The organism is Klebsiella sp. GN_Kp190, from assembly GCF_040061795.1.
In the GTDB taxonomy this organism is placed as follows: Bacteria; Pseudomonadota; Gammaproteobacteria; order Enterobacterales; family Enterobacteriaceae; genus Klebsiella; species Klebsiella michiganensis.
Genome location: NZ_JBEAFN010000006.1, coordinates 1 through 23,721, shown reverse-complemented (window position 1 = coordinate 23,721; position 23,721 = coordinate 1). Strand labels below are relative to the sequence as shown.

23 protein-coding genes are annotated in these 23,721 nt (G+C 53.0%); 8 read left to right on the top strand and 15 right to left on the bottom strand.

All coding sequences use genetic code 11. From position 1 onward, the window contains the following. Window positions 1-59: 59 nt before the first annotated feature. The 5 genes from ABLU67_RS04295 to ABLU67_RS04275 all read right to left on the bottom strand — a co-directional run bounded on the left by ABLU67_RS04295 (window position 60) and on the right by ABLU67_RS04275 (window position 5,784). Window positions 60-422 (bottom strand): hypothetical protein, encoded by a 363-nt coding sequence (locus ABLU67_RS04295; RefSeq protein WP_004097919.1) that lies wholly within the window; start codon window positions 420-422, stop codon window positions 60-62. Window positions 423-870: 448 nt separating this feature from the next. Then, window positions 871-1,884: a fimbrial protein gene (locus tag ABLU67_RS04290; RefSeq protein WP_064405837.1), complete on the bottom strand. Its 1,014-nt coding sequence runs from the start codon at window positions 1,882-1,884 to the stop codon at window positions 871-873. 4 nt (window positions 1,885-1,888) lie between these two features. Next, window positions 1,889-4,423 carry a fimbria/pilus outer membrane usher protein gene (locus ABLU67_RS04285; protein ID WP_265810637.1) on the bottom strand — a complete coding sequence of 845 codons (2,535 nt, stop codon included), beginning with the start codon at window positions 4,421-4,423 and terminating at the stop codon, window positions 1,889-1,891. A gap of 50 nt (window positions 4,424-4,473) precedes the next feature. Beyond that, complete coding sequence (locus tag ABLU67_RS04280) at window positions 4,474-5,166, bottom strand: molecular chaperone (RefSeq protein WP_148849489.1); 693 nt, start codon at window positions 5,164-5,166, stop codon at window positions 4,474-4,476. 57 nt (window positions 5,167-5,223) lie between these two features. Continuing rightward, complete coding sequence (locus tag ABLU67_RS04275) at window positions 5,224-5,784, bottom strand: type 1 fimbrial protein (protein ID WP_025107645.1); 561 nt, start codon at window positions 5,782-5,784, stop codon at window positions 5,224-5,226. A gap of 481 nt (window positions 5,785-6,265) precedes the next feature. On the opposite strand from ABLU67_RS04275, the gene ABLU67_RS04270 reads away from it, so the two are divergent. Further along, window positions 6,266-6,832, top strand: coding sequence for a winged helix-turn-helix domain-containing protein (locus ABLU67_RS04270; protein WP_004097927.1), 567 nt, complete (start codon window positions 6,266-6,268; stop codon window positions 6,830-6,832). Window positions 6,833-6,993: 161 nt separating this feature from the next. Here ABLU67_RS04270 and epmB read toward each other — a convergent pair whose 3' ends face one another. Then, complete coding sequence (epmB, locus tag ABLU67_RS04265; RefSeq protein ID WP_032695144.1) at window positions 6,994-8,022, bottom strand: EF-P beta-lysylation protein EpmB; 1,029 nt, start codon at window positions 8,020-8,022, stop codon at window positions 6,994-6,996. 42 nt (window positions 8,023-8,064) lie between these two features. On the opposite strand from epmB, the gene efp reads away from it, so the two are divergent. The 4 genes from efp (at window position 8,065) to sugE (ending at window position 9,599) form a co-directional block, all read left to right on the top strand. Then, window positions 8,065-8,631, top strand: a complete 567-nt coding sequence (gene efp, locus ABLU67_RS04260; RefSeq protein WP_004097931.1) for an elongation factor P — start codon at window positions 8,065-8,067, stop codon at window positions 8,629-8,631. 69 nt (window positions 8,632-8,700) lie between these two features. Beyond that, window positions 8,701-8,832, top strand: coding sequence for an entericidin A/B family lipoprotein (locus ABLU67_RS04255; RefSeq protein WP_064375709.1), 132 nt, complete (start codon window positions 8,701-8,703; stop codon window positions 8,830-8,832). A 162-nt stretch (window positions 8,833-8,994) separates the two neighbouring features. Next, window positions 8,995-9,141 (top strand): lipoprotein toxin entericidin B, encoded by a 147-nt coding sequence (gene ecnB, locus ABLU67_RS04250; protein ID WP_004097935.1) that lies wholly within the window; start codon window positions 8,995-8,997, stop codon window positions 9,139-9,141. Between the two features lie 140 nt (window positions 9,142-9,281). Beyond that, window positions 9,282-9,599: a quaternary ammonium compound efflux SMR transporter SugE gene (gene sugE / locus ABLU67_RS04245; protein ID WP_103814238.1), complete on the top strand. Its 318-nt coding sequence runs from the start codon at window positions 9,282-9,284 to the stop codon at window positions 9,597-9,599. On the opposite strand, the gene ABLU67_RS04240 is transcribed toward sugE, so the two are convergent. The 5 genes from ABLU67_RS04240 to frdA all read right to left on the bottom strand — a co-directional run bounded on the left by ABLU67_RS04240 (window position 9,596) and on the right by frdA (window position 13,560). Next, the gene (locus tag ABLU67_RS04240) at window positions 9,596-10,126 is read right to left on the bottom strand and encodes a lipocalin family protein (RefSeq protein ID WP_025107642.1); all 531 of its coding nucleotides are present in this window, start codon (window positions 10,124-10,126) and stop codon (window positions 9,596-9,598) included. The two genes, sugE and ABLU67_RS04240, sit on opposite strands and share 4 nt — an antisense overlap. A 140-nt stretch (window positions 10,127-10,266) precedes the next feature. Continuing rightward, window positions 10,267-10,626 (bottom strand): fumarate reductase subunit FrdD, encoded by a 360-nt coding sequence (frdD, locus tag ABLU67_RS04235; protein WP_004097938.1) that lies wholly within the window; start codon window positions 10,624-10,626, stop codon window positions 10,267-10,269. Between the two features lie 10 nt (window positions 10,627-10,636). Beyond that, window positions 10,637-11,032: a fumarate reductase subunit FrdC gene (gene frdC / locus ABLU67_RS04230; RefSeq protein ID WP_004097939.1), complete on the bottom strand. Its 396-nt coding sequence runs from the start codon at window positions 11,030-11,032 to the stop codon at window positions 10,637-10,639. 10 nt (window positions 11,033-11,042) lie between these two features. Continuing rightward, window positions 11,043-11,777, bottom strand: a complete 735-nt coding sequence (locus tag ABLU67_RS04225) for a succinate dehydrogenase/fumarate reductase iron-sulfur subunit (RefSeq protein ID WP_004097940.1) — start codon at window positions 11,775-11,777, stop codon at window positions 11,043-11,045. Next, the gene (gene frdA, locus ABLU67_RS04220) at window positions 11,770-13,560 is read right to left on the bottom strand and encodes a fumarate reductase (quinol) flavoprotein subunit (RefSeq protein ID WP_025107641.1); all 1,791 of its coding nucleotides are present in this window, start codon (window positions 13,558-13,560) and stop codon (window positions 11,770-11,772) included. Before frdA ends, ABLU67_RS04225 begins: the two co-directional genes overlap by 8 nt. Window positions 13,561-13,835: 275 nt before the next feature. Between frdA and epmA the strand changes: the two genes are divergently transcribed. After that, window positions 13,836-14,813, top strand: a complete 978-nt coding sequence (gene epmA / locus ABLU67_RS04215) for an elongation factor P--(R)-beta-lysine ligase (protein ID WP_219677748.1) — start codon at window positions 13,836-13,838, stop codon at window positions 14,811-14,813. A 151-nt stretch (window positions 14,814-14,964) separates the two neighbouring features. Further along, entirely contained in the window at window positions 14,965-16,467 is a 1,503-nt protein-coding gene (gene yjeM / locus ABLU67_RS04210) for a glutamate/gamma-aminobutyrate family transporter YjeM (RefSeq protein WP_219677747.1), read from the top strand. Between the two features lie 36 nt (window positions 16,468-16,503). Here yjeM and mscM read toward each other — a convergent pair whose 3' ends face one another. From mscM to rsgA, 3 genes are all read right to left on the bottom strand, one after another. Further along, window positions 16,504-19,830: a miniconductance mechanosensitive channel MscM gene (gene mscM, locus ABLU67_RS04205; protein WP_048262028.1), complete on the bottom strand. Its 3,327-nt coding sequence runs from the start codon at window positions 19,828-19,830 to the stop codon at window positions 16,504-16,506. 21 nt (window positions 19,831-19,851) lie between these two features. Then, window positions 19,852-20,814 (bottom strand): archaetidylserine decarboxylase, encoded by a 963-nt coding sequence (asd, locus tag ABLU67_RS04200; protein ID WP_048262026.1) that lies wholly within the window; start codon window positions 20,812-20,814, stop codon window positions 19,852-19,854. A gap of 94 nt (window positions 20,815-20,908) precedes the next feature. Beyond that, entirely contained in the window at window positions 20,909-21,970 is a 1,062-nt protein-coding gene (gene rsgA, locus ABLU67_RS04195; RefSeq protein WP_004097952.1) for a small ribosomal subunit biogenesis GTPase RsgA, read from the bottom strand. A 94-nt stretch (window positions 21,971-22,064) separates the two neighbouring features. On the opposite strand from rsgA, the gene orn reads away from it, so the two are divergent. Further along, on the top strand, window positions 22,065-22,610 hold the full coding sequence (orn, locus tag ABLU67_RS04190) for an oligoribonuclease (protein ID WP_004097954.1): 546 nt from the start codon (window positions 22,065-22,067) through the stop codon (window positions 22,608-22,610). 40 nt (window positions 22,611-22,650) lie between these two features. Here orn and ABLU67_RS04185 read toward each other — a convergent pair whose 3' ends face one another. After that, window positions 22,651-23,382 (bottom strand): arginine ABC transporter substrate-binding protein, encoded by a 732-nt coding sequence (locus ABLU67_RS04185; RefSeq protein ID WP_348852176.1) that lies wholly within the window; start codon window positions 23,380-23,382, stop codon window positions 22,651-22,653. Window positions 23,383-23,721: the final 339 nt, after the last annotated feature.

Here is a 23,721-nt window from a genome sequence, read left to right as displayed (position 1 = left end):
GAATTAAGATAAAAGAAGGCTCGTCAGAGCCTTCATAAAGTTATGGTCTGAACACTTTCTTACCAGTAGGCTAGCGTACCATCAACAAATCCATCAAACATCTCGATACATTTATCGAGAGTGATATCCCAGCCAACCATGGCACCAGCAATAGCGCCACCAACGCCGCCAACGCACAGACCGTAAATCATCCCCACCGCCTGGCCAATTGACCCGATACCTAAAATGCCGCCACCGTTACCGCCGAAGATGCCGCCCATAGCAGAACCGGCAAGTGCGCCTGCAGTGGCACCTAAAATGGATGCCCCGATAGCTTCTGCGCTATTAAAAACAATACTGGTTAAGGCGCCAGTTATCGATGAGAAGTCCCAGGAGTAGCCACCAGAAATCTCTTCCATTTCAAATACAGTGAGTTGTTTCATTATATATTCCTTTAATATATGAGTGCTTTAAGAAAACAACAACAAGTCAAAATCTATTTTGACATTTTTAGAAAATGAAATACACGAAGGTGCAAGGTGGTATTTCGAGGCTGATTCTAATATGTGACTGTTATTTTTCAATGTCCGTGTTGATGATTGATTAGTGAATTTTTAGCGGTTCATGTATCAGCTTTAGTGAATTAATATTGATGGCGTGATTGTGTGTGAGGGAACGGATTGATAACGACAGGCATTTTAACCGCCACACTTCAGGCTGCCTGAGCGTTGGCTGAGCGCGCTCAGCCCAGCCACTTAATGCAGTAAACTGCCAGGTATTCTCTCGCTCACCACTCGAATAATTTTGGATTTATAACGTTTTTGCTTTTATTCATCATTAAGTCTATGTAAAACTTGCTGGTATATGCTTATATCCTTGCTCACAGGGGAATTATTCCTCCTGCAGGATGACCTCTAAATCTGTTTTTATCTCCCCAGTGATGCCTGCAGAGACATTTTTAGCGATTTTAAAATAGTCAGCAGTGAGCGTTAAATCCTGACTCTTAGTACTGACGAAGGGGTAGGCACTCAGATCGTTAAATTTTATCGCAGAACCATTTTTTTTAAGAATGATACCTATGTTTTGAGCGCCGTCTGGTAATGAATTTAGTAATAGTCCATTTACGCTTGTTGATGCTACAGATATAGGGCTAAACCAGTAAACATATTTTTTATTGATTTCTGAATCCGGGCAGTTAATATCGAGGGTGATATTTTTGGACTTGCCTGCGGCACTACCGACAGCTACGGAATTTAAATCTGAAATATCAATGGTTGATAGTTTTACGATACCTCCATTGCGCGGCGAGATTTCGCAGGTAGTTTCCTTAAAAGTAATGTTAGTCAAATCCACATTGATTCTGAATAATTCAGCGGTATTCGATGCACCCGTGTTGGTCTGATTTGGCGGGCCAGCCATAAAATAAACCGCCGTTTTGTTTCCCTTTTGTTTCGTTATGGGGCCGGTTTTCACTAACCAGACCATGACCTGTCCAGACGCTTTAGAAAAATAATGATTGCTGGCTATTTCTGGCTGATCTATTTCTGCAGGGGAAAAATAGTTAACTGATGGTAAGGTAATATCAGAAATCTGAAACCCAATACCGGGGATACCTGTCTCATAAACTATTTTTCCACCAATTTTAGTAATATTAGATGGGCTTACGACAGGTACGGTTCTGACGACATAAACATCGCTGGAACTACACGATGAAAATGTTTTGGGATTTACACTTCCACGTCTTGCCGACGCTAATATGCTACCGTTAGGTAATGTGGAATCCGCGATGACAGAACCGTTAAAACTAACGGTAATCGCACCGCCACCCGTTTTACTATATGAGCAGGTAGCCACCGCCTGTAAGCTTATGCTGAGTAAACTAATAATAAAAAAAAGACATTTCATAGTATTACTTTCCCTGTTGGTGGCAAACCGCAGTCGTCTGCGCGATGCCTTCGATTTCCCTGGCCAGACTATAAGCCGCTTTACACTGCTGGCCAGTCTTTGAACCCCACTGGGCATAGACTTCACCGTTATCTTTTAGACCGGACATGTAGACCATCCCACCATCAGACACGATACTGGCCTGGGCATTTTTATCGGTAGTTGACGTTACCGTTGCGCCATACGGCACGTTTTCGCCTGATGCTCTCTTAAGGATAAGGAATGCGCGGCGGCCAATATTACCCGCGAAGTTCGCCCGTACCACGGCTGCACGGGTAGGCACGACTTTTTGCGTCGTATTTGGCAATTCCATATTATTCCCCAGAGTCGTGCTATCTAAGGTTACGTTGGTCCGATGGTATGGCGTAACGTACGGAATAATCGCGTAGCCGCGGGAGTCCGTTTCGATAGTCGCGTCGTTTTCCAGGCGTACATTTTTCAGCCCGGGTGCTTTAACCAATACGGCGGTTTCAGACATTTCCTGACCCAGGGTAATACCGTCGGCATGCATTAATACGCCGCCGCTCAGACCATAGTTAATCAACTGGCTATGTTTGGCATAACTGTAGCCGGCGTTAACTGAACCCGTTGAACCACGATAGTTGCCGTAGACGCCGCCGCTGGCATCCTCCCGATTGCTGTAGCCCTGCTGTACGTTCCAGTCGAGGTTATGATTTTCCAGCGCCACCCCGCTCAGAGAAACATACTGATCGGTCGAGCCCGGGCTGCTGTTGGTGACGTTGTAGGTCGCATAAGCATTAGGCAACCACTCGCTTAAAGGAATAGAGATATTAAATGAAACGACATGGTCATCCTCTACATAACGGCCGGAGCCACTATTTCCCCAGCTGTAGCGGCTATAGCTATAGCCGGCATAATAGTTAAAGCGACGGAACCCGCCGTTGTAACCAATATTCAGCGAGTTATTGTGGCGCTTGCTGTCCCAGTAATCCTCGAATATACCGGATACAGAAAGGCTACCTAACCCGGCCCCCAGGCTTTGGCTGACGGTAATATTGGTTCTGTTACGCAGAGAGCGTGGAGTATAGCCGCCGTATCTGTTGCTATAGGTGTTCATCACATCGCTTAGCGTATTGTACCCGGAGGTCGAATAGCGGTAGCCGGCTACGGTAATATTGGTGCCGGTCTCAAGAATATTTTTACCATAGCGGATACGCCAGGATTGGCCGGACGTTTTATCTTCATCTTTCTTGTGGGACCAGGCTGTCGTGACGTCTGCGGAAACCGCGCCAATATCGCCAAGGTTTTGCCCGGCCCCGAAAGCGAGCGCCTGATAGTTGGATGCCGCCTGCAAACCGGTATAGAAAGTGGTGTTGCTTAAGACACCGTAGCCGATCGTAGCCTGCGTAAACGGTTTTTCATCTATATTGCCGTCATATGGGCGATATTTACCGCTCGTGATCTCATACTCCATCTGGCCTTCTCTGAGCATTAATGGCAGAGAGGCGTAAGGCACGACGAAGTTCTGTTGGGAACCATCGGACTCCTCGACGGTGACGTAAAGGTCACCGTTGCCGCCGGTCGAGTAGAGATCGGTGATTTCGAAAGCGCCCGGAGCGACAAAGGCCTGGTAGATTTGATAGCCATTCTGTTTAATGACGATGCGAGCGTTGGTCCTGGCAATACCACGAACAACAGGCGCGAAGCCGCGCAGGCTTTCAGGAATCATGTCCGTATCGGTTGCCAGCTGAATCCCCGTGAAGGGCACGCTGTCAAAAATGCTGGAGAGAGAGGTGCTTTCACCCATGACTAAGGTGCTTTTCAACGACACAATGCTTCGCTGCGCATAGAGATAGACGGAATCCCAGTCACTCTTCGTGCCTGCTGATTTATTCCAGGTACTAAGGTTGCGCAGGCGCCACGGCCCAATGTTCAGGCCGGATTGTAGGTTAAGATTGTAATACTCATTGTCCGCTTCATAGTCTTTGCCCGAACTAAACTGATAGTTGGTCAGCAAGGCGTTAATACCGTCATCAAACTCATCGGGAGAAACAAATCCCTGAGCTATCGTCGACAGGGCTGCCTGCGGTATGGATATCAGCAGCTGTTGAGTATTAAAGTTAAAATCAGTGGTGAAATCCGGGATGATGCTCGTATCAGCACAGCCGTTAGCATCCTCTTTTAATGTTGGAAATGCATCTGAACGTAAACCATAGGTGGTTAATTTAGCAATGCTTAAACATGGCGCGAGTTTTAAGGCATCAGTCGCCGGATCTTTTTTGTCAACAAAGCGAATATCGGCCGTTTCTTGCAGACTATTATTTAAAATAACGTCAATGCGGTACACCCCTGGCGCCTGTGCATCCCTGGTTGAATACAGGGAAAGGTCCGGTATTGAGGATGGATCGCCCTGATTTACTGATTTTATAAAAGCGGGATCAAAAAAATCACGTGCCAGGGCATTAGCGCTTAAACCGAGAGCGAGCGCCGGAACGAGAACGAAAAATGTGTGGTAGGTTCCGGATAGCGCCCCTCCCATCTTTTTTATTGAAATAGACATACTTTTCACCCTGGCCAATGAAAAAGAATTTAAATCGATGAGGTGTTAGCTGGGCCCGAGCCCCCATTATCCGTAGCTACCTTCCATACGATCTCTGAACCATTTATACCTGCAGGCAAAGTAAATTCTTTGCTGGAAAAAGCATCAATGTTATTAACTGAACTAGTAATATCCCTGCCGTTTATTGTTATTGTTTTAAAATAAATAAAGAATGGGGTCGGGTTTTTTAACGTTATTTTATTACCGGACTTACGCCACTGCAGATTTTTGGCCTCAGTAGTAATATTCATATCCTGAATAGCGCGTGGACGATAGATGAGGCGCATTCTGTGGCGAACGGCGAGCTGCAGCTTGTTTTTATCGGCTTCACTATCGCTGGTTGGCGGGATAGACATAACGTTAAAGAAGTAGACGGTTTCACGATCCTTTGGTGCTTTGGATATATACGCATTAGGAAAAACACGCACCGTATTCGTTTGCTTTCCCTCCAGACGGAAAAGCGGAGGCGTCACCATAAAAAAGCTGTCTTTCGTTCCTTCAGGTGCTTCTACCCAGGATTTAATAAGATATGGCGTATCATCTTTATTTTCAATGTTTGCGCTGATTTCTCGCGCGCCTTCTTTATAAAGATGACGGGTTGAATCCACCACGACTCCGCTGTGGGCTACGAAGCTGATGGTAATAAAAGAAAGTGTAGTTAGCCTTAATAATGACTTCAGCATAATTCATTCCCTGAATATAAGAATGGGGTTTACCTCAGGTAAACCCCGGCATGCTTATTAGTAGCTAATAGTAAAGGTTGCTACACCCTTAACTGCACCATCGGTAACGCCATTTGCGGTTTTAACGTATGCGGCTTTATAACGCAGATAAGAAGGCGTACCCGCAGTATATGCAATAACCTTAGGCGTAGTGCCGGTGAAGCTTACGCGGGTTCCATCGGTATTAACCACGGTAACCGCAGCGTTAGTCGCCGGGCTGGCCGCGGAGTTGGTCAGCACGTCATCCTGGCCGCTGATATAGTCGCCTGTTACGGTGACGTTGATATTGCCACTAAAGTCTTTAGCGCCTTTCTGGCAGTCTTCGATTTTGTACTCAATATCTTTTGCTGTAGACATATACGGTGCGTTGACAGCCAGGGCCTCCAGCACGGATGCTTTTACATCATCCAGCGTTAAAGATCCGCCTGAAATCATCGCGGACGGCGTTACGTTACAGGATTCGCCGGTGTCGGTTACGTTGCCCAGAATAGTCAGGTTAGAACTGTTCCCTGCCGCAAAAGCCTGGGCACTCAGAACTGCTGAAGCAGCGACCATTACAGCTACAATTGTTTTTTTCATTTATTTAATCCATATAGAGATACTAAAGTCCTGAATAGCGTCATGGCGTGGATGTTAATTAGTATGAATAGTAATAACTAGCATTCCGCTATGCTGCCTGAGCGCTATCGTTATCTTTCTCCTGCCGCCACTATTGTACAAATCAGCGCGTATTGTGCCGGAGCGGTAACAAATCTAAGTGCAGGGTAGATAAAATGCATGTGAATTCTGCTTGAATTTAAAGCTTGTTTATTGAAGGTTGCAAATTCACAAGTAGACTTCGTAGATAATAACGAGCGTATCTGGAACGTATAGTTGTAAATCAGTCTTCCATTTGGTTCAAATATCATGATAATATTATCTTTGCTCTGGGAGGAGCGGGAATTTATCCTTGAAATTATCTAATCTGGCAGGCTAAAAGGGATGTGTTGTGTTTGCTAAAGGTGAATTTGAATTTAATTCATCTTTGTTTCATATGGAATGGTGAGAGAGGATTGGGATTATGATATTCAATGAATATATCATTAATAATGAAGTTATTTTTAATGTAAATATGAATGAGCTACAGCCTGTAGGAGAGAATGGGGACAGCGTGACCCTCAATGTGCCAACGGCACGCTGCCTGCAACTTTTGCTCGAAAGCAACGGGAAGATTATATCCAGGGAGGAGTTTCTGGATATAGTGTGGAAAAATAGAGGGATTGTTGTTTCTCAGAATACGTTCTATCAGAACATTTCCTTGCTAAGAAAATCATTACTGAAAGCAGGATTATCGCAAGATATTATTGTCACAGTAAGGCAGCGGGGATTTGTTCTCGCCGCAGGATCAAATATCGCGTCATTCTTCCGAACGGACGAAAAAGAGCCAGAAAACCCTGAAAATGTGCAGATCACCGCGAGCACATCTTCGCCTCCGGTTGAGAACAATGTGACTCATAATTTAGCCATTCAGGAAGATGCGCAAAAAAGTTTCAATGACAATAAAGCAACAGAGTTCAAATTACCCAAGTGGATTTTACCCCTGCTATTGGTTATGACCGCAGCAAACATTCTTTCTCTTTTCTTGTAGCTTTAATGAATGGGTTTACAGCTTGCTTTTATATTTGCTTTTACTTTCTTTCAGAAAGGATAACGACTGGTTTTACGAAAATGATTAAGCAGTAGTAGTTATATACCAGTGAGTAATAGCAAATAGGCAGTCTGCCTGGCCATGCCCGGCAGACGGATTGACTATTGCTGCTTTAACCCCAAGTCGAGGGGCGTCTTGCTGGGTTCCCCGCCGATTTCCCGCGCAAGTTTTGGTACTAAATAGCCGGACACCAGCGTCAGCAATTCGCGCACGATCGCTCTGGCCTCTTCGTCACTGACCATAAAATGCGCCGCTCCCTGCACTTTGTCTAACACGTGCAGATAATAAGGCATGACGCCGGCGTCGAATAGCGCGTTGCTCAGGTCGGCAAGCGTGTTGGCGTTATCATTTACGCCGCGCAGCAGCACGCTTTGATTCAATAAGGTCACGCCAGCCATACGCAGTTTTTTCATGGACGCACGAAACGCCGCATCAATCTCGTTGGCGTGGTTAACGTGGTTTACCAGCAGTACCTGTAACGATGATGCAGCAATACGTGCAACCAGCGTATCAGTAATACGCGCAGGAATCACAATGGGCAGCCGGCTGTGAATACGCAGGCGCTTGATGTGCGGAATAGATTCCAGCTGCGTCAATAGCCAGTCGAGTTCATGATCCTTGGCCATAAGCGGATCGCCGCCGGAAAAAATGATCTCATCCAGCTGGGGATGTGCCGAAATGTACTCCAGGGCCTGCTGCCAGTTACGCTTATTGCCCTGGTTTTCAGCATAGGGGAAGTGACGACGGAAGCAATAACGACAATTTACCGCGCAGCCGCCTTTCACCAGCAGTAGCGCACGGTTGCTGTATTTATGCAGCAGACCGGGTACAACGCTATGCTGTTCTTCCAGCGGATCGGTAGAGAATCCCGGGGCATTAATAAACTCTTCCTGGGAGGTAAGTACCTGACGTAGAAGAGGATCGTTGGGATTGCCTGGCTCCATACGGGCAATAAACGCCCGCGGAACACGCAGTGCGAACAGGCGCTTAGCGTCACGTCCTGCCAATAGATTCGCATCTGCGTCTACATTTAAAAGATGCAGCAGTTCATCAGGACTGGTCACAACATCGGCAAGTTGCGTTAACCAATCTTCTCTGGATGGGGTATTTAGGGTTACAATATGCGCCATTTTGTGGCTTAGCTACCAATTAACAAAATTTCAGAGGGCCTTATGGCGACTTACTATAGCAACGATTTTCGTGCCGGTCTTAAAATCATGATGGACGGCGAACCTTATGCCGTTGAAGCCAGTGAATTCGTTAAACCCGGCAAAGGCCAGGCTTTCGCGCGCGTTAAGCTGCGCCGCCTGTTGACCGGTACTCGCGTTGAGAAAACCTTCAAGTCTACCGATTCTGCTGAAGGTGCGGACGTTGTCGATATGAACCTGACTTACCTGTATAACGACGGTGAGTTCTGGCACTTTATGAACAACTCTACCTTCGAACAGCTGGCCGCTGACGCTAAAGCCGTTGGCGATAACGCTAAATGGCTGCTGGATCAGGCTGAATGCATCGTGACCCTGTGGAACGGTCAGCCTATTTCCGTCACCCCGCCAAACTTTGTTGAGCTGGAAATCGTTGAAACCGATCCAGGCCTGAAAGGCGATACCGCGGGTACCGGCGGCAAGCCTGCAACGCTGTCCACTGGCGCAGTGGTTAAAGTTCCTCTGTTCGTACAGATTGGCGAAGTCATCAAAGTCGATACTCGCTCTGGCGAATACGTCTCCCGCGTGAAGTAATTCAGGCGGCGAAAGAGTTGGCGCAGCGCCATGCTGCGCCTCTACAGGTTGAAACCGCAGGCAAGGAAGATGACTCCTACACTGAAACTGTTGTTACTGTTATTGCTGAGCGGTTCTCTGCTTGCCGGGTGCAATACGGCTCGCGGCGTGGGCGAGGATATCCAGAGCCTGGGTCATGCTATTTCTCACGCGGTCAGCTAATCTTATTTCATCAGGCAATTCTTATTCATATACTCACCCTCTATCTGATTCACTTTCTTCACTTCTTTTTCTCTTAAAAATCGTCTCGCTTCCCTCATCCTGGACCAGTTTGTCTATGCTTATAGAGCACGATAACTAAAACTGGTTAATAAGGATGACATTATGGTAAAAAAAGCGATTGCAGCGTTCTTTACGGTTTTGGCACTTTCCTCTGTACTGACCGCATGTAACACCACGCGCGGTGTAGGTCAGGATATTTCAGAAGGCGGTAGCGCGATTTCGGGCGCCGCGACCAAAGCTCAGCAATAGACCATGGCGGTACGGCCGTTGGTCGTACCGTTCTTCCTCACCGTTGCCACGTCGTGTATAATTCCTGCGGAATATCATCTACCTTACGGGACGGCCTGTAAGCGTTTCACATCTGGGGACGGCCCCATCAAAGGAGCCATATGTCCTGGTTGATTCTGTTTATCGCGGGTCTGCTGGAAGTCGTCTGGGCTGTCGGCCTGAAATATACCCATGGGTTTAGCCGCCTGGTGCCAAGCGTGATAACGATTGCCGCCATGGTCATCAGCATGGCGCTGTTGTCGTGGGCGATGAAAACGCTACCCGTGGGGACGGCTTACGCCGTTTGGACCGGAATTGGCGCGGTCGGCGCAGCCGTGACGGGGATTATCCTGCTAGGCGAATCCGCCAGCCCGATGCGCATTGCCAGCCTGGCGTGTATTGTGGTTGGTATCATTGGCCTGAAAATGAGCGCGCATTAATACTGCTGATTGACCCACAGCAGTTTGCTGACGTCGAATCCCTGCCGGGTAGCGATATCCAGCATCTGCTGCTTCACTTCTGGCGGGATTTTCGGCGCGCGCGCCAGTAGCCAGAGATAATCCCGGTCAGGTCCGCAAACCAGCGCGTAGCGATAATCCTTGTCCAGCGCAATCACGTTATAGCCGCCATAGAAGGGGCCGAAAAACGACACTTTCAGCGCGGCTCGCGTGGGCTCCCCGGTAAAGTAAGCCACGCCGTCGGTTTTCTGCCACATCCCCCGGTCGGGGTTGTATCCCTTATTGACCACGTCCAGCCCACCATCGTCGCGCAGGCTATAGGTTGCGGTAACTTTTTCTAAACCGCTCTCAAAATGGTGATCGAAGCGGGCAATCTCATACCAGGTGCCAAGATAGCGTTGAGGGTTGAACGGACTGACCACGGTTACGCCAGAAGGTGGCGTCGGCGCGCTGCAGGCTACAAGCAGAAATGAAGCGGCAACAACCGCAATAACGGGTAGCAGACGCATAATGTTTTCCTTGCCAGTTTTAAGCTAAGTGTAGATTCAGGCAGGAAAAATGCGGCGGAATTTTCTTGAGAAGCGAGCCCGGTAACATAATGCTACCGGGCTTATCGCCGAGGAGGTAAAAGCGGCCTCCGGCGAGCGCTTTAGATGAACAATATGCCGACCAGAGTGACGACGGTCAGAATCGCCGCTAGGCCGTAGAAGACCCACTTACCGTTGGGTACGTGAATTTTCAAATCATGCATCGCATGGTGAATACGGTGAAGTCCACACCATAGCGGCAGCACAATCATCAGGAAAATGAATGCGCGGCCAATAAAGCTATGGGCGAAAGCCAGCACGCGTTCGTAGCTGAAGGCGTCCGCGGGCGCCAGTCCGAGCGGCAGCATAATACCCACCAGCAGCACGATAACGGGGGCGACAATCGCTCCCCACATGCCGCCAGCGCCAAACAGCCCCCAGAATACCGGTTCATCAGAACGTTTTGGTTTGGGATTAATCATTCCAGCCTCCTTACCAGAACAGCGCGACAAACAGGATCACCACGGTGACGACCGCAGTGACGACCCAAAGCCCCTTAATAACCGGCTCTGGCCCCATTTTCTCGCCTTTAAGGATAATATTGGCAGCTTTCGGTGCCAGCTCAAACCAGGTTTTGGTATGCAGCAGTGCGGCTGCAAGCGTGATCAGGTTCAGGATCACGACAATCGGATTTTGCAGAAAACCGATATACCCGGCCCAGCTCTCCGCGCCGTGCTTCAGTGCGAACAATCCGTAAATCAGCACGATGCTGAACCAGACCGTGGGTACCGCTGTTCCCTCACGCAGCATATAGAAGCGATAAAACGGCAGCTTTTTCCACCAGGTGGACGGCATCGGCCGCACGTAGGGTTTGCGTTTAGTCGTCATACTGCACTCCTTAGCGTGGTTTCAGGGTGGCGATAAGAAAGTCTTTCGAGCTTTCTACCTTGCCTTGCTGGATCGCGGCCGCCGGGTCGACGTGTTTCGGGCAGACTTCGGAGCAGTAGCCCACGAAAGTACATGTCCAGACGCCATTCTGGCCGTTAAGCTGCGCCATACGTTCCTTTTTACCGTGGTCGCGGCTGTCTTCGTTGTAGCGATGGGCGAGGGTGATCGCCGCCGGGCCGATAAACTCCGGATTAAGACCAAACTGCGGGCAGGCCGCGTAGCACAGGCCGCAGTTAATGCAGCCGGAGAACTGGTGGTACTTGGCCATTTGCGCCGGGGTCTGGGTGTTAGGCCCCTGATCGGGCGTGCGCGGGTTGCCAATGATGTACGGCTTAATCGCTTCCAGGCTTTCAATAAAGTGGGTCATATCGACCACCAGATCGCGCTCAATCGGGAAGTTAGCCAGCGCCTCGACTTTAATGCCTTTGGTGTATTCGCGCAGGAAGGTTTTGCAGGCCAGTTTTGGCACCTTGTTCACCATCATGCCGCAGGAACCGCAAATCGCCATGCGGCAGGACCAGCGGTAGCTGAGGTCCGGCGCGAGGTTGTCTTTGATATAGCCCAGCGCATCAAGCAGCGAGGTTTGCTCATCATAGGGAACTTCATAGAAAGCGCTGTGCGGTGCGATGTCTACTTCCGGGTTGTAGCGCACCACTTCGACTTTCATGTTTTTCATCTCAGCCATTCGTCGTCTCCTTCTTCTCGGCTGCTTCCGCTTCCGCACCGTACACGCGTTTTGCCGGCGGCAGAGTGGTGATTTTCACATCACTGTACTCCAGACTGGTGTGGCCATCGGCATCGCGGAAGGCGAGGGTATGCTTGAGGAAGTTGACGTCGTCGCGCTCGGTGCAGCCTTCATCCAGGCGCTGATGCGCGCCGCGGGACTCTTTACGCGCGAGGGCGGAATGCGCCATACATTCGGCGACGTTCAGACCATGGCCCAGTTCGATGGTGTACAGCAGGTCGGTATTGAACACGCTGGACGTGTCGGTGATCCGCACGCGCTTGAAGCGCTCCTGCAGCTCGGCGAGCTTATCGACCGTTTTCTGCATGAGCTCCGGCGTACGGTAGATGCCGCAGCCTTCTTCCATCGACAGACCCATTTCGTCGCGAATCTTCGCCCAGTTCTCGTTACCTTCCTGATTAACCAGATCTTTCAGGCGCTTCTCGATATCGACGACCTGCGCGTCCAGCGCGGCGCTATTGGCTTCGCCCGCTTCGGTTGCGCGCTGCATGGCCTGCTCACCGGCCAGACGACCAAAGACCACCAGCTCCGCCAGGGAGTTGGAGCCAAGACGGTTGGCGCCGTGCAGACCCACAGAAGAACACTCGCCAACGGCAAACAGCCCTTTGATACGGGTTTCACACTGCTGGTCGGTTTCGATCCCGCCCATGGTGTAGTGTGCGGTTGGACGCACCGGAATCGGCTCTTTTACCGGATCGACGCCAACGTAGGCTTTCGAGAGTTCACAGATAAACGGCAGACGTTCAAGCAGCTTTTTCTCACCCAAATGGCGCAGATCGAGATAGACCACATCGCCTCGCGGCGTAGGGATCGTGTTGCCCTTGCGCCATTCGTGCCAGAAAGCCTGGGAGACTTTATCGCGCGGACCCAGCTCCATATATTTATTTTTCGGTTCGCCCAGCGGGGTTTCCGGACCCATGCCGTAATCCTGCAGGTAGCGGTAGCCGTTCTTGTTGACCAGAATACCGCCTTCGCCGCGGCAGCCTTCCGTCATCAGAATACCGGAGCCCGGCAGGCCGGTGGGGTGATACTGCACGAACTCCATATCGCGCAGCGGTACGCCGTGGCTGAGCGCCATACCCATCCCGTCGCCGGTGACGATACCGCCGTTGGTATTGTAGCGATACACGCGTCCAGCGCCGCCGGTAGCCAGAACTACCGCGTTGGCGCGGATCTGCACCAGCGTACCTTCCATCATATTCATCGCGACCAGACCGCGAGCCTGCCCATCATCGACCAGAATATCCAGAACAAAATGTTCGTCGAAGCGTTGGATTTGCGGGAATTGAAGCGAGGTCTGGAACAGGGTGTGCAGCATATGAAAGCCGGTTTTATCGGCAGCGAACCAGGTTCGTTCGATCTTCATACCGCCGAATCGCCGGACGTTGACGCTGCCGTCCGGGCGGCGGCTCCACGGGCATCCCCACTGTTCGAGCTGGGTCATTTCCGTCGGGCAGTGATGAACGAAGTAGTCAACGACGTCCTGCTCACATAGCCAGTCGCCGCCGGCAACGGTGTCGTGAAAATGGTACTCGAAGCTATCATGATCCTGCGCGACGGCAGCGGAACCCCCTTCAGCAGCAACGGTATGGCTGCGCATAGGATAGACTTTTGAAATTAGAGCGATTTTTGCATTTGGATTAGCTTGCGCGGCGGCTATTGCGGCGCGAAGACCTGCTCCGCCTGCGCCTATTACGGCAAGATCGGCTTGAAAAGTTTGCACGACATTCCTCCAGTTTTTGTTTATTTCGCCGCCGGGCTGGCGAAAACGTATCACTGCTCCTTTATAGGTAAGGAGTATAGCCGTAGGGTTATGAGGGAAAATTGACGTGTTCGATTTTTTTATCGTTCTGTGCGGTCGTTTATCTCATTGCTTTATGTTTTTGGGTTATCAATAAATTAAGTGTATGTAACGCGTTTACGTATTCGCACAAAATTTGTTTCATCCGCCAGTTACGAGTAGACTTCGTGCCCTTGTTTCAAATCGGAGAACGTACCATGAGCGAAACGGCAACCTGGCAGCCGAGCGCATCCATTCCAAATCTATTAAAACGTGCAGCGGTCATGGCGGAAATTCGCCGTTTCTTTACCGACCGCGGCGTGCTGGAGGTGGAGACGCCCTGCATGAGTCAGGCGACGGTGACGGATATTCATATGGTCCCGTTTGAGACGCGTTTCGTCGGTCCTGGTCATTCTCAGGGGCTGAACCTGTACCTGATGACCAGCCCGGAGTATCACATGAAGCGCCTGCTGGCGGCCGGCTGCGGCCCGGTCTTTCAGCTGTGCCGTAGCTTCCGCAATGAAGAGATGGGGCGCCACCATAACCCGGAATTCACCATGCTGGAGTGGTATCGTCCGTGCTATGACATGTACCGGCTGATCAATGAAGTGGACGATCTGCTCCAGCAGGTCCTCGACTGCCAGCCAGCCGAAAGCCTCTCCTATCAGCAAGCCTTCCAGCGTCATCTGGAAATCGATCCGCTGTCGGCGGATAAAACGCAGCTGCGCGAAGCGGCGGCGAAGCTGGATCTGAGCAATATCGCCGATACGGAAGAGGACCGGGATACGCTGCTTCAGCTACTTTTTACCATGGGCGTCGAGCCGCACATCGGTAAAGATCGTCCGACGTTTATTTATCACTTCCCGGCAAGCCAGGCGTCGCTGGCGCAAATCAGCACCGAAGATCACCGCGTGGCGGAACGTTTTGAGGTCTATTACAAAGGCATTGAGCTGGCGAACGGTTTTCATGAGCTGGCCGACGCGCGCGAACAGCAGCAGCGTTTTGAACAGGATAACCGCAAGCGCGCCGCTCGCGGCCTGCCGCAGCAGCCAATCGATCGTCATCTGCTGGCCGCTCTCGAAGCCGGGCTGCCGGATTGTTCCGGCGTGGCGCTGGGCGTTGACCGCGTCGTGATGCTGGCCCTGGGGGCAGAAAGCATCGGTGAGGTTCTCTCTTTCACCGTCGACCGCGCCTGATCCTCTCTCAGCTTCCCTTTCGATGATGGAAGGGAAGCCCGCCTTTCAGCCCTAATACCCACAAGAACCGTTTGGGTTTTTGCTACTATCCGCGCTCATTTTTTTTGGTTATCCGGCATCCTCTGCCGCGATACCGCGTTTGGATAGATTTATGCACCAGCAAATAAAGAAGATGAGCCTGATTGGGCTGATATTAATGATCTTCACCTCGGTATTTGGTTTTGCAAACAGCCCCTCAGCGTTCTACCTGATGGGCTACAGCGCGATGCCGTTTTATCTCTTCTCCGCTCTGTTTTTCTTTATCCCTTTTGCGCTAATGATGGCGGAGATGGGAGCGGCCTATCGTAAGGAGGAGGGCGGGATCTATTCATGGATGAATCATAGCGTCGGCCCGCGCTTTGCGTTTATGGGGGCCTTTATGTGGTTTTCATCCTATGTGGTCTGGATGGTCAGCACGGCGGCTAAAATTTGGGTGCCGTTTTCCACATTCTTATTCGGCGCGGATAAAACGCAATCCTGGGCGCTGGCCGGACTGACCTCCACGCAAACGGTCGGTATTCTTGCCGCGTGCTGGATGCTGCTGGTGACCTTTGTCGCGGTAAAAGGCATGCACAAAATCGCCAAAATTACCGCCGTCGGCGGGATCGCGGTCATGGGCCTTAATCTGGTCCTGCTGCTGGTGAGCCTGGTGATTTTACTGCTCAACGGCGGCCATTTTGCCCAACCATTGGATTTCACGGCCTCGCCTAATCCAGACTATCAGTCCGGTCTGGCGATGCTATCGTTCGTGGTTTTTGCCATCTTTGCCTACGGCGGAATCGAAGCGGTTGGCGGTCTGGTGGATAAAACCGAGCAGCCGGAAAAGAATTTTGCCAAAGGCATTGTTATCGCGGCGGTCGTCATTTCTGTTGGCTATTCGCTGGCGATTGTTCTGTGGGGCGTGAGCGCCAACTGGCAGCAGGTATTGAGCAACCCTTCCACGAACCTCGGTAATATCACCTACGTGCTGATGACCCGCCTTGGCGCCACCCTGGCTAATGCGATGCATCTGCCGCCCGCCGTCGCCGCCCTGAGCGGATTATGGTTTGCCAGAATCACCGGACTCGCCATGTTCCTCGCTTATACCGGCGCTTTCTTTACCCTGAGCTACTCGCCGTTAAAGGCGATTATTCAGGGCACGCCAAAAGCGCTCTGGCCTTCAGCAATGACGCGAATTAACGCTAACGGTATGCCGGCGAACGCCATGTGGTGGCAGTGCCTGCTGGTGAGCGTGTTTATTCTGCTGGTTTCCTTTGGGGGCGATACCGCGTCGGCGTTTTATAACAAACTGACGCTGATGGCGAATGTCTCTATGACGCTGCCGTATCTGTTTTTAACGCTGGCATTTCCTTTTTTTAAGGCGAAGCAGGATCTCGATCGCCCCTTTGTGATTTTTAAACACCGGGGCTCGACGCTGCTGGCGACCGCCGTTGTGGTACTGGTGGTGGCATTTGCCAATATCTTTACCGTGATTGAGCCGGTGATGGAAGCGGGTGACTGGAGCAGCGCGCTGTGGATGGTCGGCGGACCGGCTTTCTTTTCGCTGCTGGCGCTGGGGATCTATGAGAATTACCGCCGGCGTACGGCGGTGCAGCTGATGGTCGAGGAGAGCTAAAACGCTGGCCTTGCCTGCGTTCAGGCAAGGCCGTTCTTACAGGCTGCCGGGCGTGCGGCTGGTTTTCCCTGCCGAGGTCAGCGCCCTGCTGCTTTTTCTGCCATCGATGCTCTCCAGGCGCATCTGGAACGGCGGGAACGGCATATCGATACCGTGCTCGCGGAATCCGGCCAGAATCAGCTGGTGCATCTCGTGGCGCAGCGGCATCCGGTGACCCATTTCGGCGGCGTAGATACGCAGCTCGAAAATCTGGATCCCCTGCTGCAGATCAACGAGGAACGCTTCCGGCGCCGGGGTATCGATAACCAATGAACAGCGGTGCGCGGCATTTAACAGGATCTGCGCCACCTCTTCGGTATCGGCATCTACCGGAGCAGGCACCGTTAGCACCACGCGGGTCACGGAATCCGACAGCGACCAGTTGATGAACTGTTCGGTGATGAACGCCTTGTTCGGTACGATAATCTCTTTACGGTCCCAGTCGCTGATGGTGGTGGCGCGGGTATTAATACGCGTCACGCTGCCGGTGAGATCGCGAATGGTGACCGTATCGCCAATGCGGATCGGTTTCTCAAACAGGATAATCAGGCCCGAGATAAAGTTGGCGAAGATCTCCTGCAGGCCAAAACCGAGACCCACACCGAGCGCGGCAATAAGCCACTGCAGCTTGGACCACTCAATCCCAATCATCGAGAAGCCGACCAGACCGCCGATCAGCATCAGCAGGTACTTAGTGATGGTGGTGATGGCGTAGCCGGTGCCCGGCGTCAGTTCCAGATGCTGGAGGATAGCCAGCTCCAGCAGCGCGGGCAGGTTGCGCACCAGCTGGGTAGTAATAATCAGCACCAGGATGGCTATCAGCACCGCGCCGAGGGTAATCGGCTCCAGGCTCTCAACGCCCTGTACCGTGGAGGTGACGTCCCACAGCGAGATATTCTCCAGGAAGCCAAACGCGGAGTGGATTTCTGACCACAGCACGATAACCGACACCAGCGCGATCAGCATCAGCAGGGAGCGCACCAGACGCAACGACTGGGTACTGATGGCATCAAGATCGACCTCGCTGACCTCAGCTTCCATCGAACCTTCCGGGCTGCTGGTATGCTGGACTTCCTCTTCGCCGCGGGCGCGCTGGGCGAGGATCTCCGCCCGGCGGTGCTTCGCGCGATCGAACGCCAGGCGGCGCCGCTGGATCAGCATCCAGCGGCGTATGATGTGATAAACCACCAGCAGCAGGAACCAGATGGCGACCGAGGTTTCAAGCCTGGCGAGCAGCGCCTGCGACGTGGCGAGATAACCGATCGCCGCCGCCAGCATCGCTATCAGCGGCGCGCCGAGCAGCATATTCCACAGCAGCCGGTTCAGCATATTGTCGCCGCTGCCTTCTTTGTCGAGATACAGCGGAATGCCGGCGCGTTTCAGGCTCAGGGTCACCATCGCCAGCGCGCCGCAAATCAGCATAAAGCAGAGGCGGCCCAGCGAGGCGGAGAACTCGCGATCGTTGAGGTTATCGAAAGTAATCAGCGCCATAATCAGCGGCACGATCAGCCCGATGCTCATCAGGTAGTAGCGCATCGCTTTGCTGACGCGGCTGCGCGGCCAGCCAAAGTGGGCGATAAACAGGCCGTTAGGGCGGGCGAACGTGGCGCAAATCATCACGACCCACAGCAGCGGTACCGTGGCGGTGACGCTATCGCCAATCGCCACGGCCAGCGGGAAAGGCCAGGCGGCCTGCAGGCCATAGCCCAGCGTCATCCACAGCACCGGCAGCGGCGAGGCCACCAGTATGGACCAGAACACCGTGCGCAGGGTGAGCCAGAAGTGATCCTGCGTAACCTTACCGACGCGCGCGCTGGAGCGCTCAAGGAAGCTGGTGAAATGGCGGCGTGAGCTAATACTGAACCCCACCAGAATGAGCGCGACGAAGAGCGGCAGCAGGGTCTCTTTGCTGGTCAGCATCATCATGCTGGCCTTACCGAGCTGGCTCATGGTATCGAGCGAGATCAGGCGGCGGAGATCCTGAACGATCTCCAGCGGCCACGAGAAGCCGATTGGGCTGACGTCCGAGGTCCAGAACAGATAGCGGTGGGTCGCTTCGTTGATCTCTTTAAGCGCATCCTCTAGCTGACCGTTGGCGACCTTCAGCTTGGTCAGTTCGAGCATAAGCGTATCGCCGCCGCGCAGCAGGGAGTTGAGCAGCTCGGTCTGCGTGCGCATCTGGGCCTGCAGAATACGGGTCTGTTCCGCGGTGAGCGGTTCACCGCTGGCCTGACGAATTTGTCTTAGCTGCGGCTGTTTGCCGAGCTGATCTTCATAGCGTAAACGCTGCACGCGCAGCTGCGCCATTTCGGTATCCAGCTGCTGCGGCCGCGGGATTTCCGGCAGCCGCGCCACCTGCGCGCGCAGGGCTTCGCCAAGCAGATTGGAAGAGCCCAGCCACTGGGACTGCTCGCGCAGGGTGTTTAACGCCTGACGCACCTGGAGGGTCTGATTGGTCGCCTGGCGCTGCTGCGAGGCGATCAAATCCATCCGCTGCGCCTGCTGGTTAAGCGCCTGCGACAGCTCGCGGTTAACTTTAAACTGCGCCACGATATCCGGCGGCAGATTTTCGCTGTTTTCCGCCAGCAGTTCGGTGCTTTCCAGCGCTTTCTCCGCCTCGCGCTGCCGTTGGTTATTGAGCTGATTTCGCAGCGCCTGTAGCCAGGCGTCGAGCTGCTCGCTCTCTTTCTGCGCCAGCTCGGATCGCAACCGTGAGAGCTCCTGGCGGTTATTGGCGGAAAGCTGCGCCAGATCCAGCTCATCGACCAGCGCTTTCAGCCGCGCGGACTCCGCCTGCAGACCAAGATTTTGCGCCTGTGCCAGCGGGGTATTGCTGCTTTGCGCGCCGACCCGGCGTTCAACCTCATTCAGCTGGCGGCGGGCATCGCTCTGCTGCTGCGGCAGCTGGTTGAGGGAGTCGGCGATGTCGCGGGCGCGATCCTGCTCCTGCTGAGCTTTACGACTGGCTTCCAGCAGCTGGCTGCTGACCTGGAGAATCTCCTGGTTCAGGGCATCGGAGGAGAGGGTAGTGGAGACCTGGCGCGGCTCATCGCTGAGATTGTTGAGCTGCGCGCGCAGGTTTTGCGACAGTTTGGGGAAGTTATCGATAACGTCCTGGTACTGGCGGGCGCGCTCAAGGGAAGCATTACGCTCCTCAAGGGCGTTCAGGGCAGATTGCAGGACTTCAACGGTTTCAGGCTGGGCGGGCTTTGCCGCCTTCGCCTGTTCCAGCTCCTGGGCTATCTGTTTAGCATCCGGGGCTGTCGCTGCGTACGCCCCAAAACTGAGGCACCAGGCCAACAGGAAAGTGTATATCAGGCGCACGGCGTAACCTTTTTTCAGGAATTAACCTTCGTCTTGTTTATCGTCAACCAGCGGGCTGGCTGCGTGTTCAGCGCGGACTTCTTCTTCCGCCAGCGGCGCGGGCTCTACCGGCGCCGCGGCTTCAGGCGCGAGCGCCAGCGGCTGGCCTATTTTGGTCACCGACAGGCTTTGTAACTGCTCAACCAGCTTCACCTGGCCCGGAGCAAACAGGTTAATCACCGTGGAGCCCAGCTTAAAGCGGCCCATCTCCTGGCCTTTCAGCAGGGCGACGGAGCCTTCGCTATCGCCAGCAGGCCAGGTCCAGCGCTTAATGATGCCTTCGCGCGGCGGCGTGACGGTACCGGACCACACGGTTTCGATGCTGCCGACGATGGTGGCGCCGACGAGGATTTGCACCATAGGGCCAAACTCAGTATCGAACAGGCAGATGACGCGCTCGTTGCGGGCAAAAAGATTCGGCACGTTTTGCGCGGTCAGATGGTTTACGGAAAACAGATCCCCCGGCACGTAGATCATTTCGCGCAGAATACCGTTGCACGGCATATGCACGCGGTGGTAATCGCGCGGCGAAAGATAGGTGGTAACGAAGCTACCGTTACGGAACAGGTCAGCCATCTGGTAGTTACCGGCCAGCAGCGCTTCCAGGCTGTAGTTATGGCCTTTAGCCTGCAAAATTTTGTCGTCTTCAATGGCGCCCAGTTGGCTGATGACGCCGTCGGCGGGCATTACCAGCACGCTCGGGTCTGTGTTTAGCGGACGGACGTCGTCGCGCAGCGGGCGAACGAAGAAGTCGTTAAAGGTACGGTAGCTGGCGGTGTCAGGCTTTTGCGCCTCTTTCATATCGACCTTGTAATATTTCACGAACAGATCGATGACCAGTTTTGTCAGCCAGCCTGCTCGTTTGCGTGCACCCCAGCCTGCGAGGCGGGTGAGCCACAGTTTAGGCAGAATGTATTGCAGTGAAAGTTTAAGATCGTTTAACAAGGTAGCCTCCAGGCCATTATTTGTCGTTCCTGGCCCCGCGGAGCAGCGGAGCCTGAAAAAAGGGGGACGATTCTAACGATGCTCAGCTTAAATGTCAGTCATCGGTTGATGAAAAGCTTTTACGCGTTTTTACCTGTACCTGCGCCATGCTTTCCAGAATGCGATGGTAGTTTTCAAACCGGCTTTCGGCGATTTCGCCTTTCTCCACCGCTTCGCGAATGGCGCAGCCCGGGTCATTGTCGTGTTTGCAGTCGCGGTATTTGCACCGGCCTAAATAATCATGGAATTCGACAAAGCCGTGGGTGATTTGTTCCGCGTCGAGATGCCACAGGCCGAACTCGCGTACGCCCGGCGAGTCAATCACATCGCCGCCGTGCGGGAAGTGGTACAGGCGCGCGGCCGTGGTGGTGTGCTGCCCCAGTCCGGAGACATCCGAAACGTCATTGGTGAGGATTTGGTCATCATGCAGGCCCAGCAGCGCGTTCAGCAGGCTGGATTTGCCTACCCCTGACTGCCCGGCAAAGATACTGATACGATCGGTGAGCGCCTCTTCAAGCGGCTTCAGGCCATCCTGCGTGCGGCTGGAGACCATCAGTACGCGGTAACCAATATGGCGATAGATGTCCATTTGCTCGTTGACGAAGTCCATGCTCGCCTGATCCAGCAGGTCGATCTTATTGAGCACGATCAGCGGCTCAACGTTCAGCGTTTCGCAGGCCACGAGGTAGCGGTCGATAATATTCGGAGAAAGCTCAGGCAAGATCGCGGAAACAATGACAATCTGATTGATATTGGCGGCGATGGGTTTGACGCCGTCGTAGAAATCCGGACGCGTCAATACGGAGGTCCGTTCATGGACGGCCTCGACGATGCCCTTGACGTTGACGCCGTCAGCTTCGCTTTTGCCAGGCCGCCAGACCACGCGATCGCCGGTGACCAGCGAACGGATAGTGCGGCGTATGTTGCAACGGTGGACGCTACCGTCGGCGGATTCGACATCGGCATGCATGCCAAAGCGGCTAATGACGGTCCCTTCGGATTTCTCACCGAACAGGTTGTCATCAAAATCGGCCTTCTCCGAAGTCGTTTTCAGGCGGCGCTGGTGGTTGGCCTTCACGCGGCGCTGTTGGCCTTTGGAGAGTTTATTTTTACTCAATCGAACTGGCTCCTGGTCGCCCTGTACGGGCAAAACCTCTATGATACACGCTATTTTAGATGAATATAGTGACGTAAGAAGGGTGGAAAATAACATGAGTGCAGATGAAAACAACCTGATTTGGATCGATCTTGAAATGACGGGGCTGGATCCGGAGCGCGATCGCATCATCGAAATCGCCACCCTGGTGACCGACGCGAATCTGAACATTCTGGCGGAAGGGCCGACCATTGCGGTGCACCAGTCAGACGCGCAGCTGGCGCTGATGGACGAGTGGAACGTGCGTACCCATACCGGCAGCGGGCTGGTGGAACGGGTGAAGGCGAGTACCCAGGGCGATCGTGAAGCCGAACTGGCGACTATCGAATTCCTCAAAAAGTGGGTACCGGCGGGTAAGTCGCCGATCTGCGGCAATAGCATCGGCCAGGATCGCCGCTTCTTGTTTAAATATATGCCTGAGCTGGAAGCGTATTTCCACTACCGCTATCTGGACGTCAGCACGCTGAAAGAGCTGGCTCGTCGCTGGAAGCCGGAAATTCTCGACGGCTTTAAGAAACAAGGAACCCATCAGGCGATGGACGATATTCGCGAATCGGTCGCGGAACTGGCCTACTATCGCGAACACTTTATTAAGCTTTAACGCCCGTGCCGGGGCCAACACGCCCCGGTCATCCCCCCGACTATTTAAACCACTTCTGTTCCATGGCCTGGAACTCCGGCGAGGCTTTTACGACATCCAGAGCGGCATTGATGTTATTCAGCAGCTCAGGATCGTCTTTACGTACCGCAATGGCGTACTGCTTACCGTAGTAGCCGGGATCCGTGGCGCGTTCGTCCATCATGGCGTAGTCGGGGTTATCCTGGAGCCATTTCGTTAACGTCTCCTGATCGCCCATCACGCCGCTAATCACGCCTTCTTTCAGCGCGCTCAGGGCGCTTTCGTCGCTGTCGTAAGGCACCGCATGCACGGCTTTTTGTTTGTCCCGCAGATAGTGCTGATGAAGGGTGCCTTTCACGACGCCGATTTTTTTATCCTTCAGATCGGCAAAGGTATGGGCGGCGTCTTTCGCTGTGACAACTACGCCGGACAGCGCCTGACGATAGGGATGGCTGAACGCAACCTGCTTTTCTCGCATCGGAATCACTTCGATACCGGCAATCACGGCGTCGAATTTCTTAAAGCGCAGCGCCGGGATGAGGGTATCGAACCCCTGGGGAGTGAATTTGCATTCGACCTGCATCTGCCTGCACAGCGCGTTGGCCAGGTCGATATCAAAACCCGTGGGCTGATTTTTACCATTGACGGTTTCATACGGCGGATTGGCCGTCGTTGTCCCAAAATGTAGCGTTGTTGCCGATGCTGTTCCTGTGGCAAGCGTGGCCAGCAGCAGGACGGTACGCGCTTTTTTCATTTTATTTCCCTGGTTGTCATCGTTGTTGACCGTCAGCGGGCGATATCCGCCTATAAACTTGAGCGATTTTGCGCCTTTAGCGGGCCTGGAAAAAGTGATTTTGCCGCATTTGCTGGTTATTTAGACAATTCAGGCCGGTGTGTGGTGATAAAGTGGTCACTTAAACCAAAAACGAAAAAAATTGCGCTCAGGGGGGTTGCAGGTAAATCGAATTCTCGTATAATGCGCCTCCCGTGACGAAGCAGAAATGCAAATCACGACGCCATAGAAATATGGCCAGAAGTATGCGGGAATAGCTCAGTTGGTAGAGCACGACCTTGCCAAGGTCGGGGTCGCGAG